Annotated in this window: 17 protein-coding genes; 9 read left to right on the top strand and 8 right to left on the bottom strand. The window is 36.9% G+C overall.

All coding sequences use genetic code 11. The features are described 5' to 3' along the window. Positions 1-206: 206 nt before the first annotated feature. From ACJJVP_RS10875 to ACJJVP_RS10905, 7 genes are all read left to right on the top strand, one after another. On the top strand, positions 207-8,252 hold the full coding sequence (locus tag ACJJVP_RS10875; protein WP_405413599.1) for a beta strand repeat-containing protein: 8,046 nt from the start codon (positions 207-209) through the stop codon (positions 8,250-8,252). A gap of 32 nt (positions 8,253-8,284) precedes the next feature. Continuing rightward, positions 8,285-10,306, top strand: coding sequence for a gliding motility-associated C-terminal domain-containing protein (locus ACJJVP_RS10880; protein WP_405413602.1), 2,022 nt, complete (start codon positions 8,285-8,287; stop codon positions 10,304-10,306). A gap of 71 nt (positions 10,307-10,377) precedes the next feature. Continuing rightward, the gene (locus ACJJVP_RS10885) at positions 10,378-11,274 is read left to right on the top strand and encodes a type IX secretion system membrane protein PorP/SprF (RefSeq protein ID WP_405416172.1); all 897 of its coding nucleotides are present in this window, start codon (positions 10,378-10,380) and stop codon (positions 11,272-11,274) included. A gap of 70 nt (positions 11,275-11,344) precedes the next feature. Next, complete coding sequence (gene idi / locus ACJJVP_RS10890) at positions 11,345-11,875, top strand: isopentenyl-diphosphate Delta-isomerase (RefSeq protein WP_405413604.1); 531 nt, start codon at positions 11,345-11,347, stop codon at positions 11,873-11,875. Then, on the top strand, positions 11,875-12,282 hold the full coding sequence (locus tag ACJJVP_RS10895; protein ID WP_405413606.1) for a 6-pyruvoyl trahydropterin synthase family protein: 408 nt from the start codon (positions 11,875-11,877) through the stop codon (positions 12,280-12,282). Before idi ends, ACJJVP_RS10895 begins: the two co-directional genes overlap by 1 nt. A gap of 80 nt (positions 12,283-12,362) precedes the next feature. Beyond that, positions 12,363-13,325 carry a type I phosphomannose isomerase catalytic subunit gene (locus ACJJVP_RS10900; protein WP_405416174.1) on the top strand — a complete coding sequence of 321 codons (963 nt, stop codon included), beginning with the start codon at positions 12,363-12,365 and terminating at the stop codon, positions 13,323-13,325. A 59-nt stretch (positions 13,326-13,384) separates the two neighbouring features. Next, positions 13,385-13,657: a hypothetical protein gene (locus ACJJVP_RS10905; protein WP_405413608.1), complete on the top strand. Its 273-nt coding sequence runs from the start codon at positions 13,385-13,387 to the stop codon at positions 13,655-13,657. Positions 13,658-13,742: 85 nt separating this feature from the next. Here the strand turns inward: ACJJVP_RS10905 and ACJJVP_RS10910 are convergent, their stop codons facing one another. The 4 genes from ACJJVP_RS10910 to ACJJVP_RS10925 form a co-directional block, all read right to left on the bottom strand. Then, positions 13,743-14,435 carry a DUF4369 domain-containing protein gene (locus ACJJVP_RS10910; protein ID WP_405413610.1) on the bottom strand — a complete coding sequence of 231 codons (693 nt, stop codon included), beginning with the start codon at positions 14,433-14,435 and terminating at the stop codon, positions 13,743-13,745. Between the two features lie 80 nt (positions 14,436-14,515). Continuing rightward, positions 14,516-15,790 carry a DUF819 domain-containing protein gene (locus tag ACJJVP_RS10915; RefSeq protein ID WP_405413612.1) on the bottom strand — a complete coding sequence of 425 codons (1,275 nt, stop codon included), beginning with the start codon at positions 15,788-15,790 and terminating at the stop codon, positions 14,516-14,518. A gap of 33 nt (positions 15,791-15,823) precedes the next feature. Continuing rightward, complete coding sequence (locus ACJJVP_RS10920) at positions 15,824-16,627, bottom strand: Cof-type HAD-IIB family hydrolase (RefSeq protein ID WP_405413614.1); 804 nt, start codon at positions 16,625-16,627, stop codon at positions 15,824-15,826. 254 nt (positions 16,628-16,881) lie between these two features. After that, the gene (locus ACJJVP_RS10925; RefSeq protein WP_405413616.1) at positions 16,882-19,143 is read right to left on the bottom strand and encodes a transglycosylase domain-containing protein; all 2,262 of its coding nucleotides are present in this window, start codon (positions 19,141-19,143) and stop codon (positions 16,882-16,884) included. An 88-nt stretch (positions 19,144-19,231) separates the two neighbouring features. On the opposite strand from ACJJVP_RS10925, the gene ACJJVP_RS10930 reads away from it, so the two are divergent. Next, positions 19,232-20,005: a S1/P1 nuclease gene (locus tag ACJJVP_RS10930; RefSeq protein WP_405413618.1), complete on the top strand. Its 774-nt coding sequence runs from the start codon at positions 19,232-19,234 to the stop codon at positions 20,003-20,005. Here the strand turns inward: ACJJVP_RS10930 and ACJJVP_RS10935 are convergent, their stop codons facing one another. Both ACJJVP_RS10935 and ACJJVP_RS10940 read right to left on the bottom strand, forming a co-directional pair. Then, complete coding sequence (locus ACJJVP_RS10935) at positions 20,006-20,284, bottom strand: TIGR03643 family protein (RefSeq protein ID WP_405413621.1); 279 nt, start codon at positions 20,282-20,284, stop codon at positions 20,006-20,008. It lies immediately after the preceding gene. A 159-nt stretch (positions 20,285-20,443) separates the two neighbouring features. Beyond that, on the bottom strand, positions 20,444-21,316 hold the full coding sequence (locus ACJJVP_RS10940; RefSeq protein ID WP_405413622.1) for an AraC family transcriptional regulator: 873 nt from the start codon (positions 21,314-21,316) through the stop codon (positions 20,444-20,446). A gap of 215 nt (positions 21,317-21,531) precedes the next feature. Here ACJJVP_RS10940 and ACJJVP_RS10945 point away from each other — a divergent pair, with 215 nt between their 5' ends. Beyond that, on the top strand, positions 21,532-22,116 hold the full coding sequence (locus tag ACJJVP_RS10945; RefSeq protein WP_405413624.1) for a hypothetical protein: 585 nt from the start codon (positions 21,532-21,534) through the stop codon (positions 22,114-22,116). A gap of 53 nt (positions 22,117-22,169) precedes the next feature. Here ACJJVP_RS10945 and ACJJVP_RS10950 read toward each other — a convergent pair whose 3' ends face one another. After that, on the bottom strand, positions 22,170-22,529 hold the full coding sequence (locus ACJJVP_RS10950) for a MauE/DoxX family redox-associated membrane protein (protein ID WP_405413625.1): 360 nt from the start codon (positions 22,527-22,529) through the stop codon (positions 22,170-22,172). 22 nt (positions 22,530-22,551) lie between these two features. After that, positions 22,552-24,345 (bottom strand): DUF885 domain-containing protein, encoded by a 1,794-nt coding sequence (locus ACJJVP_RS10955; RefSeq protein ID WP_405413628.1) that lies wholly within the window; start codon positions 24,343-24,345, stop codon positions 22,552-22,554. Between the last annotated feature and the right edge of the window lie 11 nt (positions 24,346-24,356).

Raw genomic sequence — 24,356 nt, forward strand, 5'->3', positions numbered from 1 at the left:
AAACCTCACTTTTATTGAGGTATGTAGCGAAAATATTGGTCTACACAACATTTATTTTAGGGAGCACTGGTTATAATGAATATTTGTGTATTGTGATAACCATAGATCCATCTTGTCAAGAAAATGAATAAGAAGATTTTGGTAAGAACATTTTAAAAACCTATATGATCAACGAATTTTTGAAGGTGGAATTGAATATTAAAAGTATGAAGAGTCAAACTACAGCAACCCTAGGTAAAACCATTAAAGGCTTAATGGTAATATTTACTTTACTGTTGTCCGGCATTTCTATAGCACAAACTACAGTTACATTAGAAGACCAATGTAACTGTGAAGTACTGCAAGGTACAGATGTCTCCGCACCAGGTGTCGTAACTCCAGCAGGTGCCGATTTGGGGGATTTGTATGTGAATACGGATACAGGTACGATATATTTCTGGGATGGAGATTCATGGGAGTATACCGCTACGGACGCAAATACTACAAATGCCTCTTTAACTGAAGACGGCATTAATCTTATTTTAACAGATAGTGATTTAAATACAGTTTCTATTCCATTAGCGGATATTGCAGCGGTTGTTGATACAAATACCACTAATGTAACTTTTACGGTAAATGCAACAAACGGTACGCTAGATATAATTGATTCTGATAATAATACGGTTGCCGTTCCGTTGGCTGATATTGCGGCATTGGTAAATACAGATGAGCAAGAAGGTACAGAAGTATTATTGACCAATCCTTTTGATGTTGATGGCGATAGTGTAAACGAAACAACGGTGGAAGAGGCAATAGCTGATATAGCTGCAGCCAATGCTTTGGATTTGGATATCGACCCAACCAACGAACTTACAACAAGTGGTACAGGTGCACCTACGGCAGCTCCGGCAAATGATAATGCAGGTGTTACATATTTAGATACTGTTACCAATGAATTATATGTTTACGATGGCACCAACTGGACCATGGTTACCGATAATCAAGAAGGTACAGAAGTATTATTGACCAATCCTTTTGATGTTGATGGCGATAGTGTAAACGAAACAACGGTGGAAGAGGCAATAGCTGATATAGCTGCAGCCAATGCTTTGGATTTGGATATCGACTCAACCAACGAACTTACAACAAGTGGTGCAGGTGCACCTACGGCAGCTCCGGCAAATGATAATGCAGGTGTTACATATTTAGATACTGATACCAATGAATTATATGTTTACGATGGCACTAACTGGACTATGGTTACCGATAATCAAAACGCTGGCGAGGTTGAGGTGACTCCTGCAGGTAATATTACTACAACCGATGTGCAATCTGCTTTACAAGAATTAGATGGTATCATAACCTCAAGCGAACTTACAACAACAGTTATTGAAGGTACGGGAATAGATGTAACATCATCGGTTTCTGGAAACAATACAGAATATACGGTTACTGTAGATCCAACAGATATTGTTGGTGATGGTAGTATAAGCTCACCAGATGGAACCATAACATTGACAGGAACTCCATCAAATTCATTATTAGAAAATGTAGGTTTTGATGTAGCGGATGATGCCATAGCAAATGCAAAGATGGCAGATGATGCTATCACCACTACTGAAATATTAGATGGTACAATTGCAAGTGCGGATATCGCGGCAGATGCGGTTGATGCGGCGACAATAAACAGTGATGTAGCCGGAGCCGGACTAACGCAAAATGCAACAACGGGAGCATTGGAAGTTGATGAAGCGGCAATCGCAGATGGAACAATTTCTTCTACAGACAGCACTATAGATGTTACAGGCGGAGACGATTCAGTATTTAAGGATGTTACTTTAGATGTATCGGATGATGCTATTACCAATGCAAAGATGGCAGATGATGCTATCACCACTACAGAAATTTTAGATGGTACAATAGCAAGTGCGGATATCGCGGCAGATGCGGTTGATGCGGCAACAATAAACAGTGATGTAGCCGGAGCCGGACTAACGCAAAATGCAACAACGGGTGCATTGGAAGTTGATGAAGCGGCAATTGCAGATGGAACAATTTCATCAACCGATAGTACAATAGATGTTACAGGCGGAGACGATTCATTGTTTAAGGATGTTACTTTAGATGTATCAGATAATGCAATAACAAATGCAAAGATGGCTGATAATGCTATAAATACAGCAGAATTAGTAAATGATGCAGTAACCTTAGAAAAATTAGCGGATGGAACGGCAGATGGTCAAGTCATGCAATGGGATGACGCGACATCTTCATGGGTTTTAATAGATTTAGGTTCCGTTACAGTTACGGAAAATGACGGAGTTATAGGAAACGAAGTTGTGGATGGCACGGATGGTACTTTGGTACGTTCAGGAGCCGGTACTACGGTAAGTCCTTTTACATTGGATGTTGCGGCAGACGGTATTACTAATGCAGAAATAGCTGACAATGCCATAAACACGGAAAATATAACAGATGAAGCAGTAACTTTAGGGAAATTAGCAGATGGTAGTAATGCAGGAGATTTAATCCAATGGAATGGTACAGATTGGGAATATATAGCACCAAGTAGTTTAATACCAGCAACTACTGTGTCTAATACAAGTACTGGTAACACTATATCAACAACAGTAGATGGAGTAACAGGAGCAGGAGTTCCAATAATCAATAGTAACGACCTTAGTTTAGATACTAATAATGACTTACTAAGTACCGTAAATGGAGAAGCTTCAACAGCTTTAGATTTAACTCCGGCAATACAAGCAAATCAAACAACCACAACAGTGGTTGAAGGTACGGGAATAGATGTAACGTCATCGGTTTCTGGAAACAATACAGAATATACGGTTACTGTAGATCCAACAGATATTGTTGGTGATGGTAGTATAAGTTCACCAGATGGAACCATAATATTAACAGGAACTCCATCAAATTCATTATTAGAAAATGTAGGTTTTGATGTAGCGGATGATGCAATAACAAATGCAAAGATGGCAGATGATGCTATCACCTCTACTGAAATATTAGATGGTACGATTGCAAGCGCAGATATCGCAGCAGATGCAGTAAATGCAGCAACGATAAACGGTGATGTAGCCGGAGCAGGACTAACGCAAAATGCATCAACAGGAGCATTGGAAGTTGACGAATCTGCAATCGCAGATGGAACAATTTTATCAACCGATAGTACAATAGATATTACAGGTGGAGACGATTCATTGTTTAAGGATGTAACCTTGGATGTATCGGATAATGCAATAACTACAGATAAAATAGCGGCAGGTGCAGTGGAATCTTCGGATATCGCGGCAGATGCAGTAAATGCAGCAACAATAAACGGTGATGTAGCCGGAGCAGGACTAACGCAAAATGCATCAACAGGAGCATTGGAAGTTGATGAATCGGCAATCGCAGATGGAACAATTTCATCAACGAACAGCACAATAGATATTACTGGAGGTGATGATTCGATATTCAAAGATGTAACCTTGGATGTAGCGGATGATGCAATAACAAATGCAAAGATGGCAGATAATGCTATCACCACTACTGAAATATTAGATGGTACGATTGCAAGCGCAGATATTGCGGCAGATGCAGTAAATGCAGCAACGATAAACGGTGATGTAGCCGGAGCAGGATTAGCCCAGAATGCAACAACGGGTGCATTGGAGGTTGACGAATCTGCAATCGCAGATGGAACAATTTCATCAACCGATAGTACAATAGATATTACAGGTGGAGACGATTCATTATTCAAGGATGTAACCTTAGATGTAGCGGATGATGCAATAACAACCGATAAGATTGCAGCGGGAGCTGTAGAGACTTCTGATATTTCAGATGATGCCGTTGCTTTGGAAAAACTTGCAAACGGTACGGCAAATGGTCAAGTAATGCAATGGAACGGAACCGATTGGACATTGGTTGACTTAGGTTCGGTAACAGTAACAGAAAATGACGGAGTAATAGGAAACGAAGTTGTAAACAGCACAGATGGTACTTTAGTACGTTCAGGAGCGGGTACTACCGTAAGTCCTTTTACATTAGATGTTGCAGCAGATGGTATTACCAATGCTGAAATAGCGGACAACTCCATAAACACAGAAAACATTACCGATGGTGCGGTAGGAACTGCTGATCTGGCAGATGGTAACAATGCCGGTGAATTGATCCAATGGAACGGTACGGATTGGGAGTATATAGCTCCAAGTTCTTTAATCCCAGCAACAACAGTTTCCAACACAAGTACAGTAAACACATTGACTACAACAGTTGATGGAGTTACAGGAGTAGGAGTTCCAATAGTTAATAGTAATGCTCTTAGCTTAAATGGAAGTAACGAACTTGTAAGTACTGTAAATGGTGAAGCCTCAAATGCTGTAGATTTAAGTTCTTTCGTAAATAATGATACCAATGAAATTCAAGATCTTTCTTTAACGGGAGACAACCTTACATTATCAAATGATCCAACCAGTGCGGCGATAGATTTATCAGATTATAGAGAAACTGTAATTGGTACAGGAGATATTTCAGTTATTGATGATGGAAGTGGAAATTATACTGTTCATTACGTTGATGGAGATAATGATGATCAAAACGAAATAGAATTACCTACAGGTGGAAATAATGGTCAAGTACTTTCTACTGATGGTTCAGGGACATATACATGGGTTGACGCAGATTCTGGTCCAGCAGGTGCTGATGGTGCAGACGGAAACGGAATAGCCTCAACAACCGATAATGGAAACGGGACATTTACGTTGACTTACGATGATGGTTCTACATTTACGACATCAGATTTAACGGGTCCAACAGGAGCTAATGGCGCTGATGGAAACGATGGATCGGACGGAGTAGATGGAAACGATGGAGCGGACGGAAACGGAATAGCCTCAACAACCGATAATGGAAACGGGACATTTACGTTGACTTACGATGACGGTTCTACATTTACGACATCAGACTTAACGGGTCCAACAGGAGCAAATGGCGCTGATGGAAACGATGGAGCGGACGGAGCAGATGGAAACGATGGAGCGGACGGAAACGGAATAGCCTCAACAACCGATAATGGAAACGGGACATTTACGTTGACTTACGATGATGGTTCTACATTTACGACATCAGACTTAACGGGTCCAACAGGAGCAGATGGAAACGATGGAGCAGACGGTGCGGACGGAAACAATGGAGCAGACGGAAACGATGGAGCGGACGGAAACGGAATAGCCTCAACAACCGATAATGGAAACGGGACATTTACGTTGACTTACGATGACGGTTCTACATTTACGACATCAGACTTAACGGGTCCAACAGGAGCAAATGGCGCTGATGGAAACGATGGAGCGGACGGAGCAGATGGAAACGATGGAGCGGACGGAAACGGAATAGCCTCAACAACCGATAATGGAAACGGGACATTTACATTGACTTACGATGATGGTTCTACATTTACGACATCAGACTTAACGGGTCCAACAGGAGCTAATGGCGCTGATGGAAACGATGGAGCAGACGGAGCAGATGGAAACGATGGAGCAGACGGAAACAATGGAGCAGACGGAAACGGAATAGCCTCATCAACCGATAATGGAAACGGGACATTTACGTTGACTTACGATGACGGTTCCTCATTTACGACATCAGATTTAACGGGTCCGACAGGAGCTAATGGCGCTGATGGAAACGATGGATCGGACGGAGCAGATGGAAACGATGGAGCAGACGGTGCGGACGGAAACGATGGAGCAGACGGAAACGATGGAGCGGACGGAAACGGAATAGCCTCAACAACCGATAATGGAAACGGGACATTTACGTTGACTTACGATGATGGTTCTACATTTACGACATCAGATTTAACGGGTCCAACAGGAGCTAATGGCGCTGATGGAAACGATGGAGCGGACGGAAACAATGGAGCAGACGGAAACGATGGAGCGGACGGAAACGGAATAGCCTCAACAACCGATAATGGAAACGGGACATTTACGTTGACTTACGATGACGGTTCTACATTTACGACATCAGACTTAACGGGTCCGACAGGAGCTAATGGCGCTGATGGAAACGATGGATTGGACGGAGCAGATGGAAACGATGGAGCAGACGGTGCGGACGGAAACAATGGAGCAGACGGAAACGATGGAGCGGACGGAAACGGAATAGCCTCAACAACCGATAATGGAAACGGGACATTTACGTTGACTTACGATGACGGTTCTACATTTACGACATCAGATTTAACGGGTCCAACAGGAGCTAATGGCGTTGATGGAAACGATGGAGCAGACGGAAACGGAATAGCCTCATCAACCGATAATGGAAACGGGACATTTACGTTGACTTACGATGACGGTTCTACATTTACGACATCAGACTTAACGGGTCCGACAGGAGCTAATGGCGCTGATGGAAACGATGGATTGGACGGAGCAGATGGAAACGATGGAGCAGACGGTGCGGACGGAAACAATGGAGCAGACGGAAACGATGGAGCGGACGGAAACGGAATAGCTTCAACAACCGATAATGGAAACGGGACATTTACGTTGACTTACGATGACGGTTCTACATTTACGACATCGGATTTAACGGGTCCAACAGGAGCTAATGGCGCTGATGGAAACGATGGAGCAGACGGTGCGGACGGAAACGATGGAGCAGACGGAAACGGAATAGCCTCAACAACCGATAATGGAAACGGGACATTTACGTTGACTTACGATGATGGTTCTACATTTACGACATCAGACTTAACGGGTCCAACAGGAGCAAATGGCGCTGATGGAAACGATGGAGCAGACGGAGCGGACGGAAACGATGGAGCAGACGGAGCGGACGGAAATGGAATAGCCTCAACAACCGATAATGGAAACGGGACATTTACATTGACTTATGATGACGGTTCTACATTTACGACATCAGACTTAACGGGTCCAACAGGAGCTAATGGCGCTGATGGAAACGATGGAGCGGACGGAGCAGATGGAAACGATGGAGCAGACGGTGCGGACGGAAACGGAATAGCCTCAACAACCGATAATGGAAACGGGACATTTACGTTGACTTACGATGACGGTTCTACATTTACGACATCAGACTTAACGGGTCCAACGGGTGCTCCAGGAGCAACAGGTCCAGCAGGTGATCCGGCAACCGATGATCAAACATTGGCAACAACAGGTGCTGCAGGTCAAATATCAATTACAGGAGGTAATGCAATTATATTAAATGTCGATGATGCCGATTCAAATGCATCGAACGAGATTCAGACTTTAACTTCTAATGATGGTTCTGTTACTTTGACACCTGCAGGAAATGACTACGACTTAGAAGTTAATTTCCCGACGAGTAGTGATAATCAAAACATTGAAAATCTTGCTATAAATACAAGTTCTAATGTGCTTACGGTTGGTATAGAAGATGGAAATAGCCAAACGGTTAATTTATCACATTTAGATGATTCAGGAACGGATAATCAAAGTATTAGGAATTTAACTTTTTCAGGAACGACTTTAACTGTAGGTATAGATAGGGGTAGCTCTGATACGGTAAGTTTGGCAGCTTTGGCAGACAATCAAAGTATACAAGGTTCTAACTTATCTGGAACAACATTAACTATTGGAATTGAAGATGGTAGTTCGGAGACGGTTAATTTATCTAGTTTAGCAAATACTGATGACCAAACATTGGCAACAACAGGTGCTGCTGGTCAAATATCAATTACTGGAGGTAATGCTATTACTCTAAATGTAGACGATGCCGATTCAGATGAATTTAATGAAATTCAAACAATTACATCAACAGATGGTTCTGTAACTGTTACTCCTAGTGGTATCAATTATAACTTATCGGTACCAACAGCAAATGGTGCAGAAACGATTGTAGAAGCTGCCCCAGATACAGATATTAGTGTTACTGGTACAGGTACATCGGCTGATCCATATTTGATAGCCAATACAAGACCAGATATTTTTTATCCACCTTCTATTGAAGTAGATGTAGCAACAACTGGTACAGGTAGAACTATAGATTTATATGCAGAGTATATTGATCAGTATGGTACACCAGATGTTGTAAGTGCAGGAGCTCCAGCAGCAATACCAACATATGCTAATACAGAGCTATACTATTACGTAACGCATTATGATGATACTGTTTTTGCTAATGTAAGTGTTAATGCAAGTGGTGTAATGGCCTATGATGTTATTGCTGCACCAACGGATTATAATACATTGATTAATGTAGTATTCGTAGCCAAATAATTAGCTTAATAAAGCTTAGATCCCAAATCGACTTGAAAAAAACGCATATATATAAAACCATATTTCTCAGTATCGTAACTACGATACTAGGGGTATTGGTATCTAACGCCCAGTTTTTACTACAGGCACCTACCGATAGTGATCAAAATAACTTTCGTTGGTATGAAGCTTCAGATACGGCAACGGTACTGGGTACAGATTCTTTTTACGAAGTAACCCGACCAGGCATTTACTTTGCAACATATGACGGTACCTTATGCGGATCAAATGCAACAGGTTACTTTATCGTAACAGATTGTAATAATCCAGATAATGAAGTAACGATGGATATTACGTCTAACGTACCTAGTACTGCTTCGGTAAGTTGGAGTCCGCCATTACCGGGAGATCAACTAAGTCCAATGGTTATTGCTACAGATGCCGTGGTAAAATATACAGCTCTAGTAACCAAAGCCGGTAACACGTTTAGTCTACCAAATTTTACGGTCGTGTGTTTGCCTGAAGCTGCAGATTTAGAAGATGATTTAGTAACAACAGACGAAGAAATTCCGGTTACTATTGATATTTATGGAAATGATGCCGATTTACCGGATGTAGGAGCCTTAACAACAACTGAACCGGCAAATGGTACGGTAACTATTGATGATGGAGGTACCCCGAACAATCCGATGGATGATATTGTTACGTATACTCCAGATGTAGATTTCAATGGTACAGACACTTTCGATTATACCATTTGTAATGCTTATGGAGATTGTAGTACGGCAACTGTAACAATAGAAGTATTACCAATTTTAGACACTAATGATGATTCTATAGCAATTGATATCAATGCAATCATGGCAATAGATACATGGCAATTAAATGATAACGATTTACCTACAGACGGTACATTTAGCGTAACGCAACCAACCAATGGTTCGGTAACTGTTGATGATAATGGTACACCGAATAATCCATCAGATGATATTCCGACATATTTCCCGAATAATAATTATTTAGGAACAGATGCATTTGATTATACGGTTTGTGATACAGTAGGTAATTGTAGCACATCGACCATAACAATTCTTATTAACCCATTGGGTGTTGATATGGATAGTGATGATGATGGCATCGTTGATAGTTTTGAAGACTTGAATTTAGATGGAGATAATGACCCTTCTACAGATCCAACAGATACAGATGGTGACGGTTTCCCAGATTATTTGGATATAGACGCCGATGGCGATGGTATACCGGATAATGTTGAAGCTCAAGCGACGGCAGAATACATTCCACCTTCAGGGATCGATGCGAATACCAATGGTTTAGATGATGCGTATGAAGCTAATGGTTTAACAGGTTTATTCCCTGTAGATACCGATGATGATAACTTACCTGATTATTTAGATGAGGATAGTGATAACGATAATGTATTAGATGCTATTGAAGCTCATGATTATGATCACGATGGTATAGCAGATGTTGTCAGTATTGGTTCAGATAAGGATAATGACGGGCTAGATGATGGGTATGAAGGTGCAATTTCTGTTGATACAGATGTAAATGATGAAATCGATGATCCTTACGTACAATTGCCAAATACAGATAGTGATGAAGAGTCAGATTATAGAGATACCGATGATGATGATGATGGTATAGAAACCCGCGATGAAGATATCAATTTAAATGGCGATTACGTAGATGATGATTCTGATGACGATGGTATACCTAATTACCTTGATTCAGATTTAGGTCAGCTAGAAGAAGAAATTGAAGTTTTCAACGTTATTACACCTAACGGTGACGGAATTCATGATGTTCTAAGAATAAACGGATTAGAAAATTATCCTAACAATACATTGAAAATCTATAATAGATGGGGTGTATCAGTATATATGACCAAAGCATATAATACGGAAGGAAATGTTTTTGATGGTACATCAGAAGGAAGAGTAACTGTAAATGTGGATAATAAATTACCAGTTGGTACGTATTTCTATATTCTAGATTACGAATTACAAAATGGGGAAACAAAAACACTTTCTGGTTACATATATATAAATAGATAATAAGAATGTTAAATACCTATATAAACATACTACACATACTACATAAAAGTAACCTAAAGCAAGTTGTCGCTATGATGGCAATTTGTTTTAGCTTATTCTCTTATGGTCAACAAGATGCACAATACACGCAGTACATGTACAACACTGTAAGCGTGAACCCTGCATATGCGGGATCTAGAGGGCATATCAGCATTGCCGCCTTGCATCGTTCTCAATGGGTAGGTTTAGATGGCGCACCAACAACCCAGACCCTTAATGTACATTCTCCGATAGGGTATCGTGGAGTCGGTTTAGGTTTGTCGATAGTAAATGATGCAATAGGACCGACATCCGAGACTAATTTTGATATAGATTTCTCGTATACGGTATGGACATCGAGTGAGGGTAGATTAAGTTTTGGTTTAAAGGCGAGTGCCAACTTATTGGATGTGAGGTTCTCGGAACTGAACCAATTTACGACCGATCCTACTTTACAACAAGATATAGATAATAGACTGTCACCAAATATAGGAGCCGGTGTTTATTATCATACCAATAAATTTTATGCTGGTTTATCGGTACCAAGAATTTTGGAGACGTCTCATTTTCAAGAAACAACTTTGTCTACGGCAAAGGAGCAAATGAACCTTTACCTGATCACAGGTTATGTATGGGATTTAAATGAATCCGTTAAGTTCAAGCCTACATTATTGACCAAAGTTGTTGATGGAGCCCCTTTACAGGTGGATTTATCTGCGAATTTCATGTTCAACGATAAATTTATATTGGGAGCGGCCTACAGATGGGATGCTGCATTTAGTGGTATGGCAGGATTTAATGTGTCGAATAAATTTCTAATAGGCATAGCTTACGACAAGGAAACTACAGAGCTTGGCAATGCCGCCTTTAATGATGGTTCATTTGAGGTCATCTTCAGATATGACTTTATCACTACTAAGAATAACTTGAAATCACCAAGGTTCTTCTAGATTTTTCTATTAACGTATTATTATATGTTCTACTTTTCATAAAATAAGTTAAACGCCTTATTTTTACCTAATGAAGGAAGAACAGGTAATTCTTGTAAATCAAGATAACGAACAAATAGGTACTATGCCTAAAATGGAAGCCCATGAAAAGGCTGTTTTACACAGGGCGTTTTCAGTATTTATCACCAATGACAAAGGTGATATTATGTTGCAACAACGTGCAGCATCAAAATATCATTCTCCATTATTATGGACAAACACTTGTTGTAGTCATCAACGCGTAGGGGAGTCTAATATCGAAGCTGGTAAAAGACGGCTTCAAGAAGAAATGGGGTTTCAAGCGGAATTAAAAGAATTGTTTTCCTTCATTTATAAAGCTCCGTTTGATAATGGTTTGACCGAACATGAATTTGATCACGTAATGTTGGGTAGTTTTAATTCTGAACCTAATATAAATTTAGATGAAGTTGAAGCTTGGAAATGGATGTCTCCAAAAGCTGTGAAAGAAGATATTTCTAAAAATCCTAGTGAATACACTGCTTGGTTTAAGATTATCTTTGAGAAATTTTACGAACACTTATTTAATATACCAGCGAAATAATGAAAGTAAAAGTTAGTAGGAAAGCACATTTTAATGCTGCCCACCGTTTGTATAGAAAAGATTGGGACGATAGTAAAAACACTGAAATCTTTGGAAAATGTAACAATCCTAATTTTCACGGTCATAATTATGAAATGGTGGTAAGTGTTACAGGTGAAATTGACCCAGAAACAGGTTTTGTAATGGATATGAAGGTTTTAAAAGATCTAATCAAAGTAGAAGTTGAAGATTATTTAGATCATAAAAATTTAAATTTAGAAGTAGCTGAGTTTAAAACTTTAAATCCAACAGCTGAAAATATATCAGTAGTAATTTGGAAAAAATTACGACCGCACATTTTAAAATCACACGATTTAGAAGTGATACTCTATGAAACGCCCAGAAATTATGTAACATTCTCTGGATAATTCAAGCTTATAAATGTAAGAAAATTCCTAAAAATTCGTTATTTAACTGATTAATTGACCAACAAATAAGATATACAATGATACATCCCTTGAAATTTAGACCAATTTTAAAAGAAAGACTTTGGGGCGGCACCAAACTTAAAGAAGTTTTTGGTAAACCTATAGAAAGTGATATTACCGGAGAGAGTTGGGAGTTGTCTACGGTTAAGGGTGATGTTTCTGTGGTTGCCAATGGTAGCTTAGCAGGCAAATCACTGCAAGAATTAATAGACTCAAATGCAGAAGAACTTTTGGGTAAAAGTGTTGTAGCACGTTTTGGAACAGAATTTCCTATTTTAATAAAGTTTATTGATGCCAAGCAAGATTTATCAATTCAATTACACCCAAATGATGCTTTGGCGAAAGAACGCCATGATTCTTTTGGTAAGACCGAAATGTGGTATATTATGGATGCAGATCCAAAAGCAGAACTAATTGTTGGCTTTAATAAGGATGTTACTAAAGAAGAATATGCTGAAAGTATTGATAATGATACCTTACTTGATCTTCTTAATTATGAGGAAGTTAAAGAAGGGGATACTTTCTTCATTAATACAGGTAAAATTCATGCTATTGGAGCAGGGGTAATGTTAGCGGAAATTCAACAAACATCTGATGTTACGTACCGTGTTTTTGATTTTAATAGAAAGGATAAAGAAGGAAACCTTCGTGAATTACATACAGAATTAGCACTAGATGCTGTTGATTATGAAAAGAAAGACGATTTTAAGGTTTCTTATAGTCATGAAAAGAATGAGGTGAATACCATGGTAGATTGTCCTTATTTTAAAACCAACTTCATTGAACTTACAGAGAATTTAGATTTAGACACAACTCAAAGAGATTCATTTACAATATATATGTGTGTTGGTGGTGAAGCTGTAATAAATACTTCTGAAGGAGAAGTTTCTATTAAAAGTGGCGAAACGGCATTATTACCAGCATCTACCGATAAAATTAATCTACAGTCAACAGGGGCTAAACTGTTAGAAGTTACTATTTAAGGACTAATTAACTATACGGCAGTTCAAAAATTGTATTTTTGCAAAAAAAATAATTAGAGATGGCAAGCATTAAAAATTTAAAAAAAGACATTAATAATGTTCTTGGAGACATTATAGAGGGAGTTGATATAGTTGAGGCTACTAAAGGTCATACTACTTATTCTAAAGAGGGTAATGCAATTATAAACGAAGCATTTACCACTTTTGACGAATTGGTTGCCAAAATCAACAAAAATGATGTTGAGAATAAGAAAGCTCATTTCAAAGAAGTAAGAACCGACTTGGAAACTAAAGCAACTAAATTAGTTGAGGATCTTAATAATTTAGTTTAAATTAAGTCTTCTTTTAAATAAAAAAGCATCCTAGTTTTTAGGATGCTTTTTTATTTAATCAAGTTAATACTTTCCTTTTATATTATTATTTTCTTAAAAGGGCAGCTAACTCCTTTCCATATTTAGATTCAGCAACTTCTACAGGTAATACGCTATAAATGGAATCTAAATATTTGACATTAGCATCTGGTATTTCCTTCAATGCCACGTAAGGTGCTATATATGATGTTTTATTATTAAGTGCGAAATTAATTGCGAATGCATATCCTCGTTGTAAATTTCTTTTGCCGATATTTTCTAAAGAATCAATGCTTATAGGATCAACTTGATTTTCGGGTTTTGCGGCCTGCATCATAATTTGCATGTTTTTTTTATTGATGCTACTCATATGCTGCTTATACTCTTCAAGCTTCTTTTGAGTTTCAGAACCTGTGATTTCAGCAGTGGTGTCAAAAGTATTCCAGTCAGAATTGATAGTCATAGTCCCGGGTTCTGCAAAGAAGGTGATTCGGTCGTTTATATCGTTATTATCCCTTTTATCTAAATATAGATAGAATACCTCAGGACTCATTAATTTGGTTTTGAAAGAAAAGTTTCCATCTCCATTTATAGCTACAGAATCAACCGTAATTAAAACAGAGTCAGGTACATGTTGTAAGTATAATGTTCCTTTTTTAAGACCTTTTATTTTACCGTTTACAATCAAAGTTTCCTCGGGGTTATCTCCACACGAACCTAAAGCCAATAAAGCGGTAATAACAATTAATATTTTTTTCATTCTTTTTATTTAGGGCGCAAATATCTATAAAATTAAATAATTAAGAACGCCAAGATTTAATTTGTTAGTAATTATGATAGCTATAGGCTAGAGGCAACTTCCATTAAATAAGCACAAAGTAAAGCACCGCCTGTTCCGACCACGTAGCCTAAAACAGCTAAAAGAACGCCTACGGATGTTAATGACGGATGAAATTCGGCAGCTACTACAGGTGCAGATGCGGCACCACCAACGTTGGCTTGACTACCTACCGCTAAAAAGAAATAAGGAGCTTTTATAAGTTTGGCGACCACTATCATCAATCCGGCATGAATGGTGATCCAAATGAAACCAACAGCAATCAATCCTGGGTTTTCAAGTACTTTTCCTAAATCCATTTTCATACCAATTGTAGCTACTAGAATATAAATGAATATACCTCCAATTTTACTTGCACCTGCACCTTCATAATTTTTGGCTTTAGTAAAAGAAAGAGCAATTCCCAAACCGGTAGCTATAACAACCATCCAAAAGAAGGCAGAACCTAAGAATGAAAGAAAACTTTTTTGATCACTAACAGATTCAAAACTACTCGTAAGAAAAGTACTTATATGATCTCCAAAAAAATGTGCTAAACCCACTGCGGTAAAGGCTAACGATAGCATAATCATGTAATCGTTTAGGGTTGGTACTCTTGTAATTTTTTCAGTAAATTCGGTTACTTTTATCTTTAAAGTTTCTATAGCCGATGTATCTGCTTTAAGCCATGTATCTATCTGCTTTGTTTTACCGACTCCTAAAAGAACAATAGCCATCCAAACATTGGCAACTACGATATCGATTAATACCATACCTCCATATTTTTCAGGATTATATTGAAAAATTTCTAGCATGGCAGCTTGGTTGGCACCACCACCGATCCAACTACCCGCAATGGTTGATAATCCTCGCCAAATAGCATCAAAATCATTTCCACCAACAGTATCGGGTGAGAAAATAGAAACAATAAGTATAGCAATAGGCCCGCCAATGATAATACCTGCGCTACCGGTTAAAAACATAATAATGGCTTTTGAACCTAAGTTAGAAATCGCCTTCATATCTATACTTAGCGTCATGAGCACTAAGGCTGCAGGTAATAAATACCTACTTGCCATAAAATATAAATTTGAAATTTCATCTGAAACAATACCTGTACTTGGAAGTATTGCAGGTAGTAAATAGCACATGAGTACGGCTGGTACAACAGAGTAGAACTTATTCCAAAATCCGGTTTTTAAATTTGAAGTGTAAAAAATAAAACCTAGGCAAAGTGCCAATAGTCCGAATACTACGGTATCATTTGTAATTAGGGGTTGAGAAAAAAGGTATGGCATAAACTATTCGTAAGTTGGTATTTTCAAATATAGTTAATTAACCAAGTTTTTAGCAATGTAATGTGCTACACCGTCAGCTGTATTTTCTAATGTTATATCATTTGAAACCGCTTTTACTTCTTCTCTAGCATTGGCAACGGCAACACCACAACCTACATTTTTGAGCATATCGATATCGTTGTAGTTATCTCCAAAGGCAATAATGTCTGTTAACGATTCATTATCTTTCATTAGAAGTTTAATAGCAGAAAGTTTCGATACCGATTTCGGGGCGATTTCAATTAGGGTATCATTAGAACGGTATAAATTGAGTACATCGCCTAGTTTTTCTTGAAGACTAGGCATCAAAAAATCTGCACTACTTTTCGAACACATAAGCATAATTTTATGTGCACCTATATTTCGTTTTTCCCAATTATTTAACGTGCTTTGGGTATCTTGAAGTGTAGGTATGGATTTTGTGTATTTAGTTTCCTTCTCTACACGTAAAGTGGTTTTTGGTACATACCATTCATTATTATAATATAATCCTAAATCAGCCTCTAACCCTTCACATAGATTATTGATTTTATTTAAAATATGTATAGGAATACATACTGATGCTAGTGCTGTATTATCAGCTAATACCAAAGCACCATTGTAGCAAATAATTGGTTGATTGGTAATGCCAAGGTTCTCTTGAATGTAGTGCATACCGCTAGGCATTCTTGCAGAGACTAGAATGATTTTGGTATCGTTTTTAATTTTATCGATTTGTTCAATAGCATATTCAGAAACATCACTTTTAGAGGAAAGTAAAGTACCGTCTAAATCTGAACATAAAATTTTATACTTCATTTGATTAATTGCTGGTTAGGTTTATTTTAAGGTTGGCGAATACTATTTTAACTAAAACGAATTGATTTTATTCAAAAAATATAAACGCCATAAAAACATAAAGTAATTCTAGTTAATTAATTTTATTGAAACCTAGTTTTGCTAAAGGTAACATCTATTTCATAGCTAATCAATCAATTTTTTACGACACATATGCTATTCGTATAATTTTTAAAAATAGCAGATAACTTATATGATATGGGTTTTGGTTTTCATTAACCATTAAATTTTTTGTTCTTCTTTTTATTTGGATTTTTAAAAAGGCGTTTAAAAAATCCGTCACGTTTTACAGGGTCACAATTCAATGCTTCTAAAACTGAAGGTGATGGTTTTTGAAAATTAACCTTAGTGTAACCATCAAAATCTTTGTTTTTGTTTAATTTCTGCATCCATAGTGCAAATAGGGGTAGAGCGGCATTAGCACCTTGCCCAATACTTGTATTACTAAAACCGATTTCGTGTTGGTCAAGACCTACCCAGGTTATATGTACAAGTTTCGGAGTCAAGGCAACAAACCAAGCATCTTTATTATTTTGGGTAGTACCTGTTTTACCGGCAATGTCATTTTGGAGTCCGTATGTATTTCGAAGTCTAGCGGCCGTTCCAGAATTGACAGTAGATTTCATCATTTCAATCATAATCTGACTAGTCTCTTTAGAAAAAGCGGTTTTTTTATTTAATTCATTTTTAAATTCAACCAAAACGGAGTCTTTATGATTAGAAATACTCTTTATCAAATTTGGTTTTATGTGCTTGCCATTGTTTGTAAAACTGGTATATGCTTGTGCTAAATCGGTGATTTTTATTTCTCCCGTACCTAAGGCAATTGAAGCTTCTTTAGGTAATTTGTCCTCAATGCCCATGTTTTTAGCCATGGTTAAAACATTGTCGATACCAGCTTGTTCTAATACTTTTACGGCAATTGTATTAATAGAATTGCTTAAACCTTCTTCCATCGAATAATTGAGGTATGCTTCATCTTTGTCTCCAGCATTGGAAGGTGACCAACCTTTCAAATTATCATATTCAATTTCTTCTGCTGAGAAATAAGTACATGGTGCTACGCCTTTTTCTATTGCAGTAGTATATACAATAGGCTTGAATGTAGAACCAACTTGACGTTTACTTTGAGAAATATGGTCGTACTTATACTGCTCAAAATTAATACCGCCGATCCATACCAATATATCTCCATTAGTAGGATCAAGAGCTAAAGAACCTGTATTTAAGAATTTGGTATAATGCTGAATACTATCTATGGTACTGGCAGTTAGTTCTTCATCTTCTTTCCAAGATTTGAAAGTTCTTTTTTGTTTGTCTTTAGATAAGCTATCAATAATCTGTTTGTGCGACAATCCTATATTTTTTAATCTTTTGTAGGTAGGCGTTCGCTTAGCAATTTTTTCTATTAAATTTTGATCCTTTAACCAAGGCGCATTGGAACCGTAGCTTTTTTCAAAGCTATTCTGCAGTTTCGTCATATGTTCTACCATAGATTCTTCAGCTAGTTTTTGCATTTGATAGTTTAGAGTAGTGTAAATTTTTAATCCCGAGGTATAGATGTTGTAATCGGCATCACCATCGTTTTTGTCAGCAATCCAGCGTAACATAACTTTACGAACTTCTTCTCTAAAATACGGTGCGATTCCGGCATTATAATCAAATTCCCTATAGTCAAGGCGAAGACTTTCTTTAGAAAATTGTGTTACTTCTTCTTCTGATATAAAATCATTATTATACATAGCACGTAATACCAAATTACGTCTGCCTAAACTTTTATCAGGAAATATTCTTGGGTTGTAGCCGTAAGTAGCTTTTAGCATACCTACTAAAGTGGCGGCTTGTGTAGCAGTTATTTCTTTGGTTCTGGTATTAAAGAATTTCAGTGCGGCACTCTCGATTCCAAAAGTATTATCTCCAAAAGAAACCGTATTTAGATAGTTAGTTAGAATTTCCTCTTTCGTGTAAATTTTTTCTAACCTTTTGGCGATAATCATTTCCTTCACTTTATTGACGACTATGTTTGTCTTATTTCGGTCTTTTCGAGGATAAAGGTTTTTTGCTAATTGTTGAGTAAGTGTACTACCGCCGCCAGAAGAGTTGTCACCCAAAAGCACAGTTTTGAAACCAACCCGAAGTAGACTTCTGATATCAACGCCAGAGTGGTCATAAAAACGCTCATCTTCTATAGCGATTAATGCTTGAATTAAATGCTTTGGAAAATCATTAAAAACAATAGGTTGTCTATCGTATAGGTAATATTTACCAATCAATACACTGTCAGAAGTATAAACTTCAGATGCCATTTGATATTGAAAGTTCGAAAGTTCTTTTTTAGATGGAATGTTACCCCACAAACCAACATTAACACTAAAAATGAATAGAATAAACAGGGCAAAAAGACCTAGAATACCTAATCCGATTATTTTACGAATACTAAATTTGAGTTTAGATGATTTTATCGTCTTCTTCTTCATGTATGCAAGTTCAGATATAAATTTAATCTTACCAAGTTTTAACAATGCCTTAAAATTTGTTGTACTATTTTTGGGCAAAATTTTACTGATGAAGAATTGTATTGTTTTATTGCTTTTAGTAACTAATTTCACTTTTGCAAATGATATGTATTGGTCAAAAACCGGTCATAGAGTGGTTGGTGAGGTTGCAGAACACCATTTGAGTAAAAAAGCAAAAAGGGCTATCAAGAATTTATTGGGTGGAGAAAGTTTAGCTGCCGTTGCCAATTTTGCCGATGAAATAAAATCTGACCGTGCATATAGTAAATTCAGTGCTTGGCATTATGTAAATATTCCATTTGGTAAAACCTATGCAGAAATTGAGAAGAATAAGTATGGAGATTTAGTACAAGGGGTTAATACTTGTTTAGAAATTATAAAAGATGAAAATAGTAGTAAAGAGGACAAAGCTTTTTATCTAAAATTTTTGGTGCACTTAATTGGAGATTTACATCAACCTATGCATGTAGGTAGGGCAGAAGACAAAGGAGGTAATGATATTCAATTGCAATGGTTCGGTAAAGGGACCAACCTTCATAGAGTGTGGGACTCAAACCTTATTGATGATAATGGAATGAGCTTTAGCGAACTAGCAACAGAGTATACTGAAATGACTAAACAACAAATTAAATTTCTACAAAGTGGAACCTTACTTGACTGGGTAGAAGAATCTCATGTGTTAGCAGAAAAAGTGTATGCATCTGTAGAGACTGGCGAAAAATTAAGTTACCGATATAGTTATGATTGGTGGAACACCGTTGAAGATCAATTGCAAAAGGGCGGAGTAAGACTAGCAGCGATATTGAACGAGGCGTTTAAATAATTATCGTTTAGATATTTTGTTGCCAGTAATGTTACGTTGTCTAGAACATCTAAATCGGTCCATTTCATCGGATCTTAATTTGGCATGCTTGGTAGCACGACCTTGAACACGCTTTCGCCACAATCTAAAACTACTGGGCTTCATTTCGCGACGCATGACTTCAATAGTCTCTTGTTCGCTAATACCAAATTGAAAAGTAATGGCTTCAAATGGCGTACGGTCTTCCCATGCCATCTCAATTATACGATCTAATTCTCTTTCTGTAAATTCTTTTATCATAGCAGTATAAAGATAATACATGATTATAAATAGATAAGAATACGTATCCGTTTTTTTTAACTCAAAACGAATAGAACAAAAAAAGAAAGCTTCTAAATGAGAGTAGAATATACCATATAGAAGCTTTAAATTTTTAGTACTATATATAAGGTATAGACTTTAGACTAAAACATTCTTTAATTCATTTCTATAGTCAGATGGATTTTGACCAGTAAATGCTTTAAACGATTTGTTGAAGTGAGAAAAATTATTAAAGCCGCATTCAAAACATACCTCGGTAATACTCATTGGTTTTTCTGCCAAAAGCTTAGAGGCATGTACTAAACGGTATTCATTAACAAACTGTACAAAAGTCTTATTTGTAATTTTTTTAAAGTATCTACAGAAAGAGGGTATGGTCATACTTACCATAGATGATATTTCTTCTAGAGTCAGTTCTTCTTTAAAATTATTTTTTACATGATTGAATACAATGTTAATACGATCATTATCTTTAACATCTGTGGTAAATGAGAATCCTTCCGCATTCAATAACCGCATATCATCGGAATTACCGAGCTCATTCAATATATTAAGGATGGAAAGTAATCTTTGAAAATCGGTCTGATATTCTAAAACCTCCATTTTATCTCCTATTTTTAATTTTGTCTTACCAGAAAAAGCTATTCCGCCGCTTGCACTACTGAACAAGCTTTCTATTTTCTTCATTTCTGGAAGCTTAAAGAAATCTGGACCTAAGAAATCTAACTTCATTTGTACAACGGTTTCACTTGTATTACCCGTTAGGGCATCTGTAAAACCGCAATGTGGTAGATTACTACCTATTAATATAAGGTCTCCGTTGGTGTAGTAAGATACATGACTACCAATTTGTCTTTTGCCAGAGCCTCCGTTTACATATACCAATTCAAGTTCTGGATGATAGTGCCAAAGATTGTTTTTGTTTAATCTATGTTCATCAAATTTTTGATATGTAAAAGATTTACCGAAATCTGGCTTTATGGCTTCAAATGTAGGTTTTTGTTTTACCATGATATTTAGGGTTTATACTATAAAATTAAACATCCTATTTTGAGTGTTCTCTGCAAAATTAACCAAAATATGTGTAATCTTAACCAAAGGGTAATAATGTATAGATGTAGTGGTTAAAATAGCACATAAATTGGGAAAATATGATGTAGTGAGAGCTTTATAACGGCTGTATGTTTGTAGTGTAAATTATCATTAACCCTTAAATAATTTATATTATGAAAAACCTAGTAAAATTCACAACAGTTGTTGCCTTTATGTTAGCTACAGTAGCAGGCATGGCAAGAGAGCCGAAATTAAACCTTTTATCTGCAGGTAAAGCCAAGAGTGTGGTTTTGACAATGGATGCATCTATTAATGGTGTACAGGTAAAGTTAATGGATTCTGATTTAAATGTTATTTATTCAGAAAAAATGGCCGGTGGTCAGTTTAGCAAAAAATTAAACCTTAAAGATTTGACAGATGGAGTTTACTTCTTATCTGCAGATGATAATATGACAGAATATTCATATACGATTGTTTTAGATAACAATGATGTGAAAATCGTAGAATCTGATGAAGAGATTAAGCCTTTCTTTAGAAAGACAAATGATATGATCTTTATGAACTATTTAAACTTAGATAAGTCTAAGATGTCTATTAAGATATACGATACAGAAAGTAGAACAGTATTTACACAAGAAGTAGCAGAAGAAATGATTGTTGAAAAGGCATTCAATTTTGCAGATGCTTTTCCTGGAACTTACACCGTAATAGTTAAGTCTGCAGGTAAAACATATACTGAAGAGTTTGTTGTTAATTAAGTTGATTTAAGTTGATTTTAAAAAGGGGACGGGAGCGTCCCCTTTTTTATTTTCTATAATTTCAAATACATGAACGCCCAATACATAAGAGCAAATTGTAATGGTAATCTAAGTAAGAGAATCCATTTTGGGAAACCAGCACTTGCTTTTTCGCTAGATAACATATAAAAATGTACTAGTAAGAATACGGCAAGCATTGCAATAATGCCATAAATGGAAAAGTTTTTGGTCTCTTTAAAAAATAGACCAATACCCAGAACAATCTCAGCTAAACCGCTTAGTAGAACCAAAGCTTTGTGAGCAGGCAAGTAGCGTGGCATAATTCTAAGATATATCTTAGGTTTTATAAAATGCATTACACCCGCAAAAATATAGATTGCGCCCATTACATATAAGTGCCACGGATAAGTCATACGTATTTTAAAGTTTAATATTTTAAGCTTTGGTGTTAGCGGAAATCCAATTCATGATTTTTTCTTCAAGTAACGCTAACGGTACACACCCGACTTCAAGCACTTTTTCGTGAAAAATCTTAATGTCAAAATCTTTACCTAGACTAGTTTCAGCCTTTGCACGAAGCTCCATAATTTTTAATTGCCCAATTTTATAAGACAAGGCTTGACCTGGGTTTGCCATATACCTTTCTATTTCTGCGGTAATACTAGCCTCTGATTCTGCTTCGTTATCTAAAGAATATTGAATTGCTTTTTCTCTAGACCATCCTTTAGAATGCAAACCAGTATCAACGACCAAACGAACAGCACGGTGCATTTCTGCCCCTAGCATTCCAAAATATTGGTATGGGTCAGTGTACAAACCTAGCTCTTTACCTAAAGATTCTGTGTACAAAGCCCAACCTTCACCATATGCGCTATACCAAAGTGTTTTTCTGAACTCGGGTAAATTTTCATTTTCTTGTGTCAGTGAAATTTGAAAGTGGTGGCCCGGTATAGCCTCATGCAAGAACAAATCTTCATCAGAGTAGGTGTTGTAAGAGGTAACATCAGGTATGGGTACATAAAATATTCCAGGTCTAGTACCGTCTAATGAACCCGGGTTATATTCTGCACTTGCAGAAGCTTCTCTAAAAGCCTCTGTACGTCTTACCTCAAAAGGAGTTTTAGGTTGTTTGCTAAATAAGGCATTTACCTTAGGCATCATTCTTTTGTGGATGTTATTAAAATTATCGGTAACCTCTTGTGGGTCTTTAAAGGGTATCAGCTCCTTCTTGTTACGCACTTCATTAAAGAATGCTTTTAGGTCCCCTTTAAAACCAACTTGTTTTTTAACAGCTTCCATTTCAGCACTAATTCTAGCTACTTCTTTCAAACCAATTTCATGGATTTCTGAAGCGGTCATATTAGTTGTAGTATATAGCTTTATTTGATGTTCGTAATACCCATCACCATCTGGTATTCCTTGTATACCACTAGTTTCTCTACCGGCATTTAAATATTCGGCAGCCATAAAATCATGTAATTCTTTATAAGCCGGAATTATTTTATTCGTAATCACGGCTGTATAAACTTCAGTTAACCTTTGTTTATCTGAGTCGGAAAAATCTGCAGGGAAGTTTTTAATCGGACTGTAGAATAAGTTGTCTACAAGTTCAGTATTAGCAACACTTGCAAGTTGCGGTAATACTTTTTTGATAAGCGATTTAGGTAATACGTTTTTAGCCTTTATACCTTTTTGCATTTTAGATTTGGCTGAGTGTAACCAAACTTCATAATCTTCTAAACGTTTGCTCCAGTTTACATAATCTTCGGTAGTTTTAAAAGGTTGAGCACTTGTGCCACCAGCTAATTGCCCCATCATTAAATTCATGGACCACATTTGATCTACGGGAGTATATTGTTCAAAAGAAAGACCCTCTAGGTTAACTTCGCATTCCCATATTAAAATGTTTTTTGACATAATTTCGCTTTCAGAAAGTTTGGTATTGTCAAAATTTTCAGCTCTTTCTAAATATGTTGTATAATAGTTTACCAGTTCTTTTTTGTAAGATTCTGAAAGAAAATTTGGTAAGGTGTCGTTATATTTTTCGTTACCTTGAAAAGTAGCTGCTAACGGATTCAATTTTAATCCGTCATCATAATAGTGAGCCAACAATGTAATAAAACCAATATTATGAATGGTTGGGTTTGTTGAAATCTCGGCATTCGTTTTTAGTTGAGCTTGCGTATGTAGCCCAATAGTTAGAGCAAAAAGTATAATTAACTTTTTCATTGAATTAAATA

The sequence above is a fragment of the Maribacter sp. Asnod1-A12 genome (assembly GCF_045063735.1).
Taxonomy (GTDB): domain Bacteria; phylum Bacteroidota; class Bacteroidia; order Flavobacteriales; family Flavobacteriaceae; genus Maribacter.

Coding starts and splice junctions, on each gene's coding strand:
- ACJJVP_RS10920 (WP_405413614.1), bottom strand. CDS start 16,627: ATGAAGTATAAAATTTTATGTTCAGATTTAGACGGTACTTTACTTTCC.
- ACJJVP_RS10925 (WP_405413616.1), bottom strand. CDS start 19,143: ATGAAGAAGAAGACGATAAAATCATCTAAACTCAAATTTAGTATTCGT.
- ACJJVP_RS10905 (WP_405413608.1), top strand. CDS start 13,385: ATGGCAAGCATTAAAAATTTAAAAAAAGACATTAATAATGTTCTTGGA.
- ACJJVP_RS10940 (WP_405413622.1), bottom strand. CDS start 21,316: ATGGTAAAACAAAAACCTACATTTGAAGCCATAAAGCCAGATTTCGGT.
- ACJJVP_RS10930 (WP_405413618.1), top strand. CDS start 19,232: ATGAAGAATTGTATTGTTTTATTGCTTTTAGTAACTAATTTCACTTTT.
- ACJJVP_RS10875 (WP_405413599.1), top strand. CDS start 207: ATGAAGAGTCAAACTACAGCAACCCTAGGTAAAACCATTAAAGGCTTA.
- ACJJVP_RS10895 (WP_405413606.1), top strand. CDS start 11,875: ATGAAAGTAAAAGTTAGTAGGAAAGCACATTTTAATGCTGCCCACCGT.
- idi (WP_405413604.1), top strand. CDS start 11,345: ATGAAGGAAGAACAGGTAATTCTTGTAAATCAAGATAACGAACAAATA.
- ACJJVP_RS10910 (WP_405413610.1), bottom strand. CDS start 14,435: ATGAAAAAAATATTAATTGTTATTACCGCTTTATTGGCTTTAGGTTCG.
- ACJJVP_RS10885 (WP_405416172.1), top strand. CDS start 10,378: ATGATGGCAATTTGTTTTAGCTTATTCTCTTATGGTCAACAAGATGCA.
- ACJJVP_RS10945 (WP_405413624.1), top strand. CDS start 21,532: ATGAAAAACCTAGTAAAATTCACAACAGTTGTTGCCTTTATGTTAGCT.
- ACJJVP_RS10955 (WP_405413628.1), bottom strand. CDS start 24,345: ATGAAAAAGTTAATTATACTTTTTGCTCTAACTATTGGGCTACATACG.
- ACJJVP_RS10915 (WP_405413612.1), bottom strand. CDS start 15,790: ATGCCATACCTTTTTTCTCAACCCCTAATTACAAATGATACCGTAGTA.
- ACJJVP_RS10950 (WP_405413625.1), bottom strand. CDS start 22,529: ATGACTTATCCGTGGCACTTATATGTAATGGGCGCAATCTATATTTTT.
- ACJJVP_RS10935 (WP_405413621.1), bottom strand. CDS start 20,284: ATGATAAAAGAATTTACAGAAAGAGAATTAGATCGTATAATTGAGATG.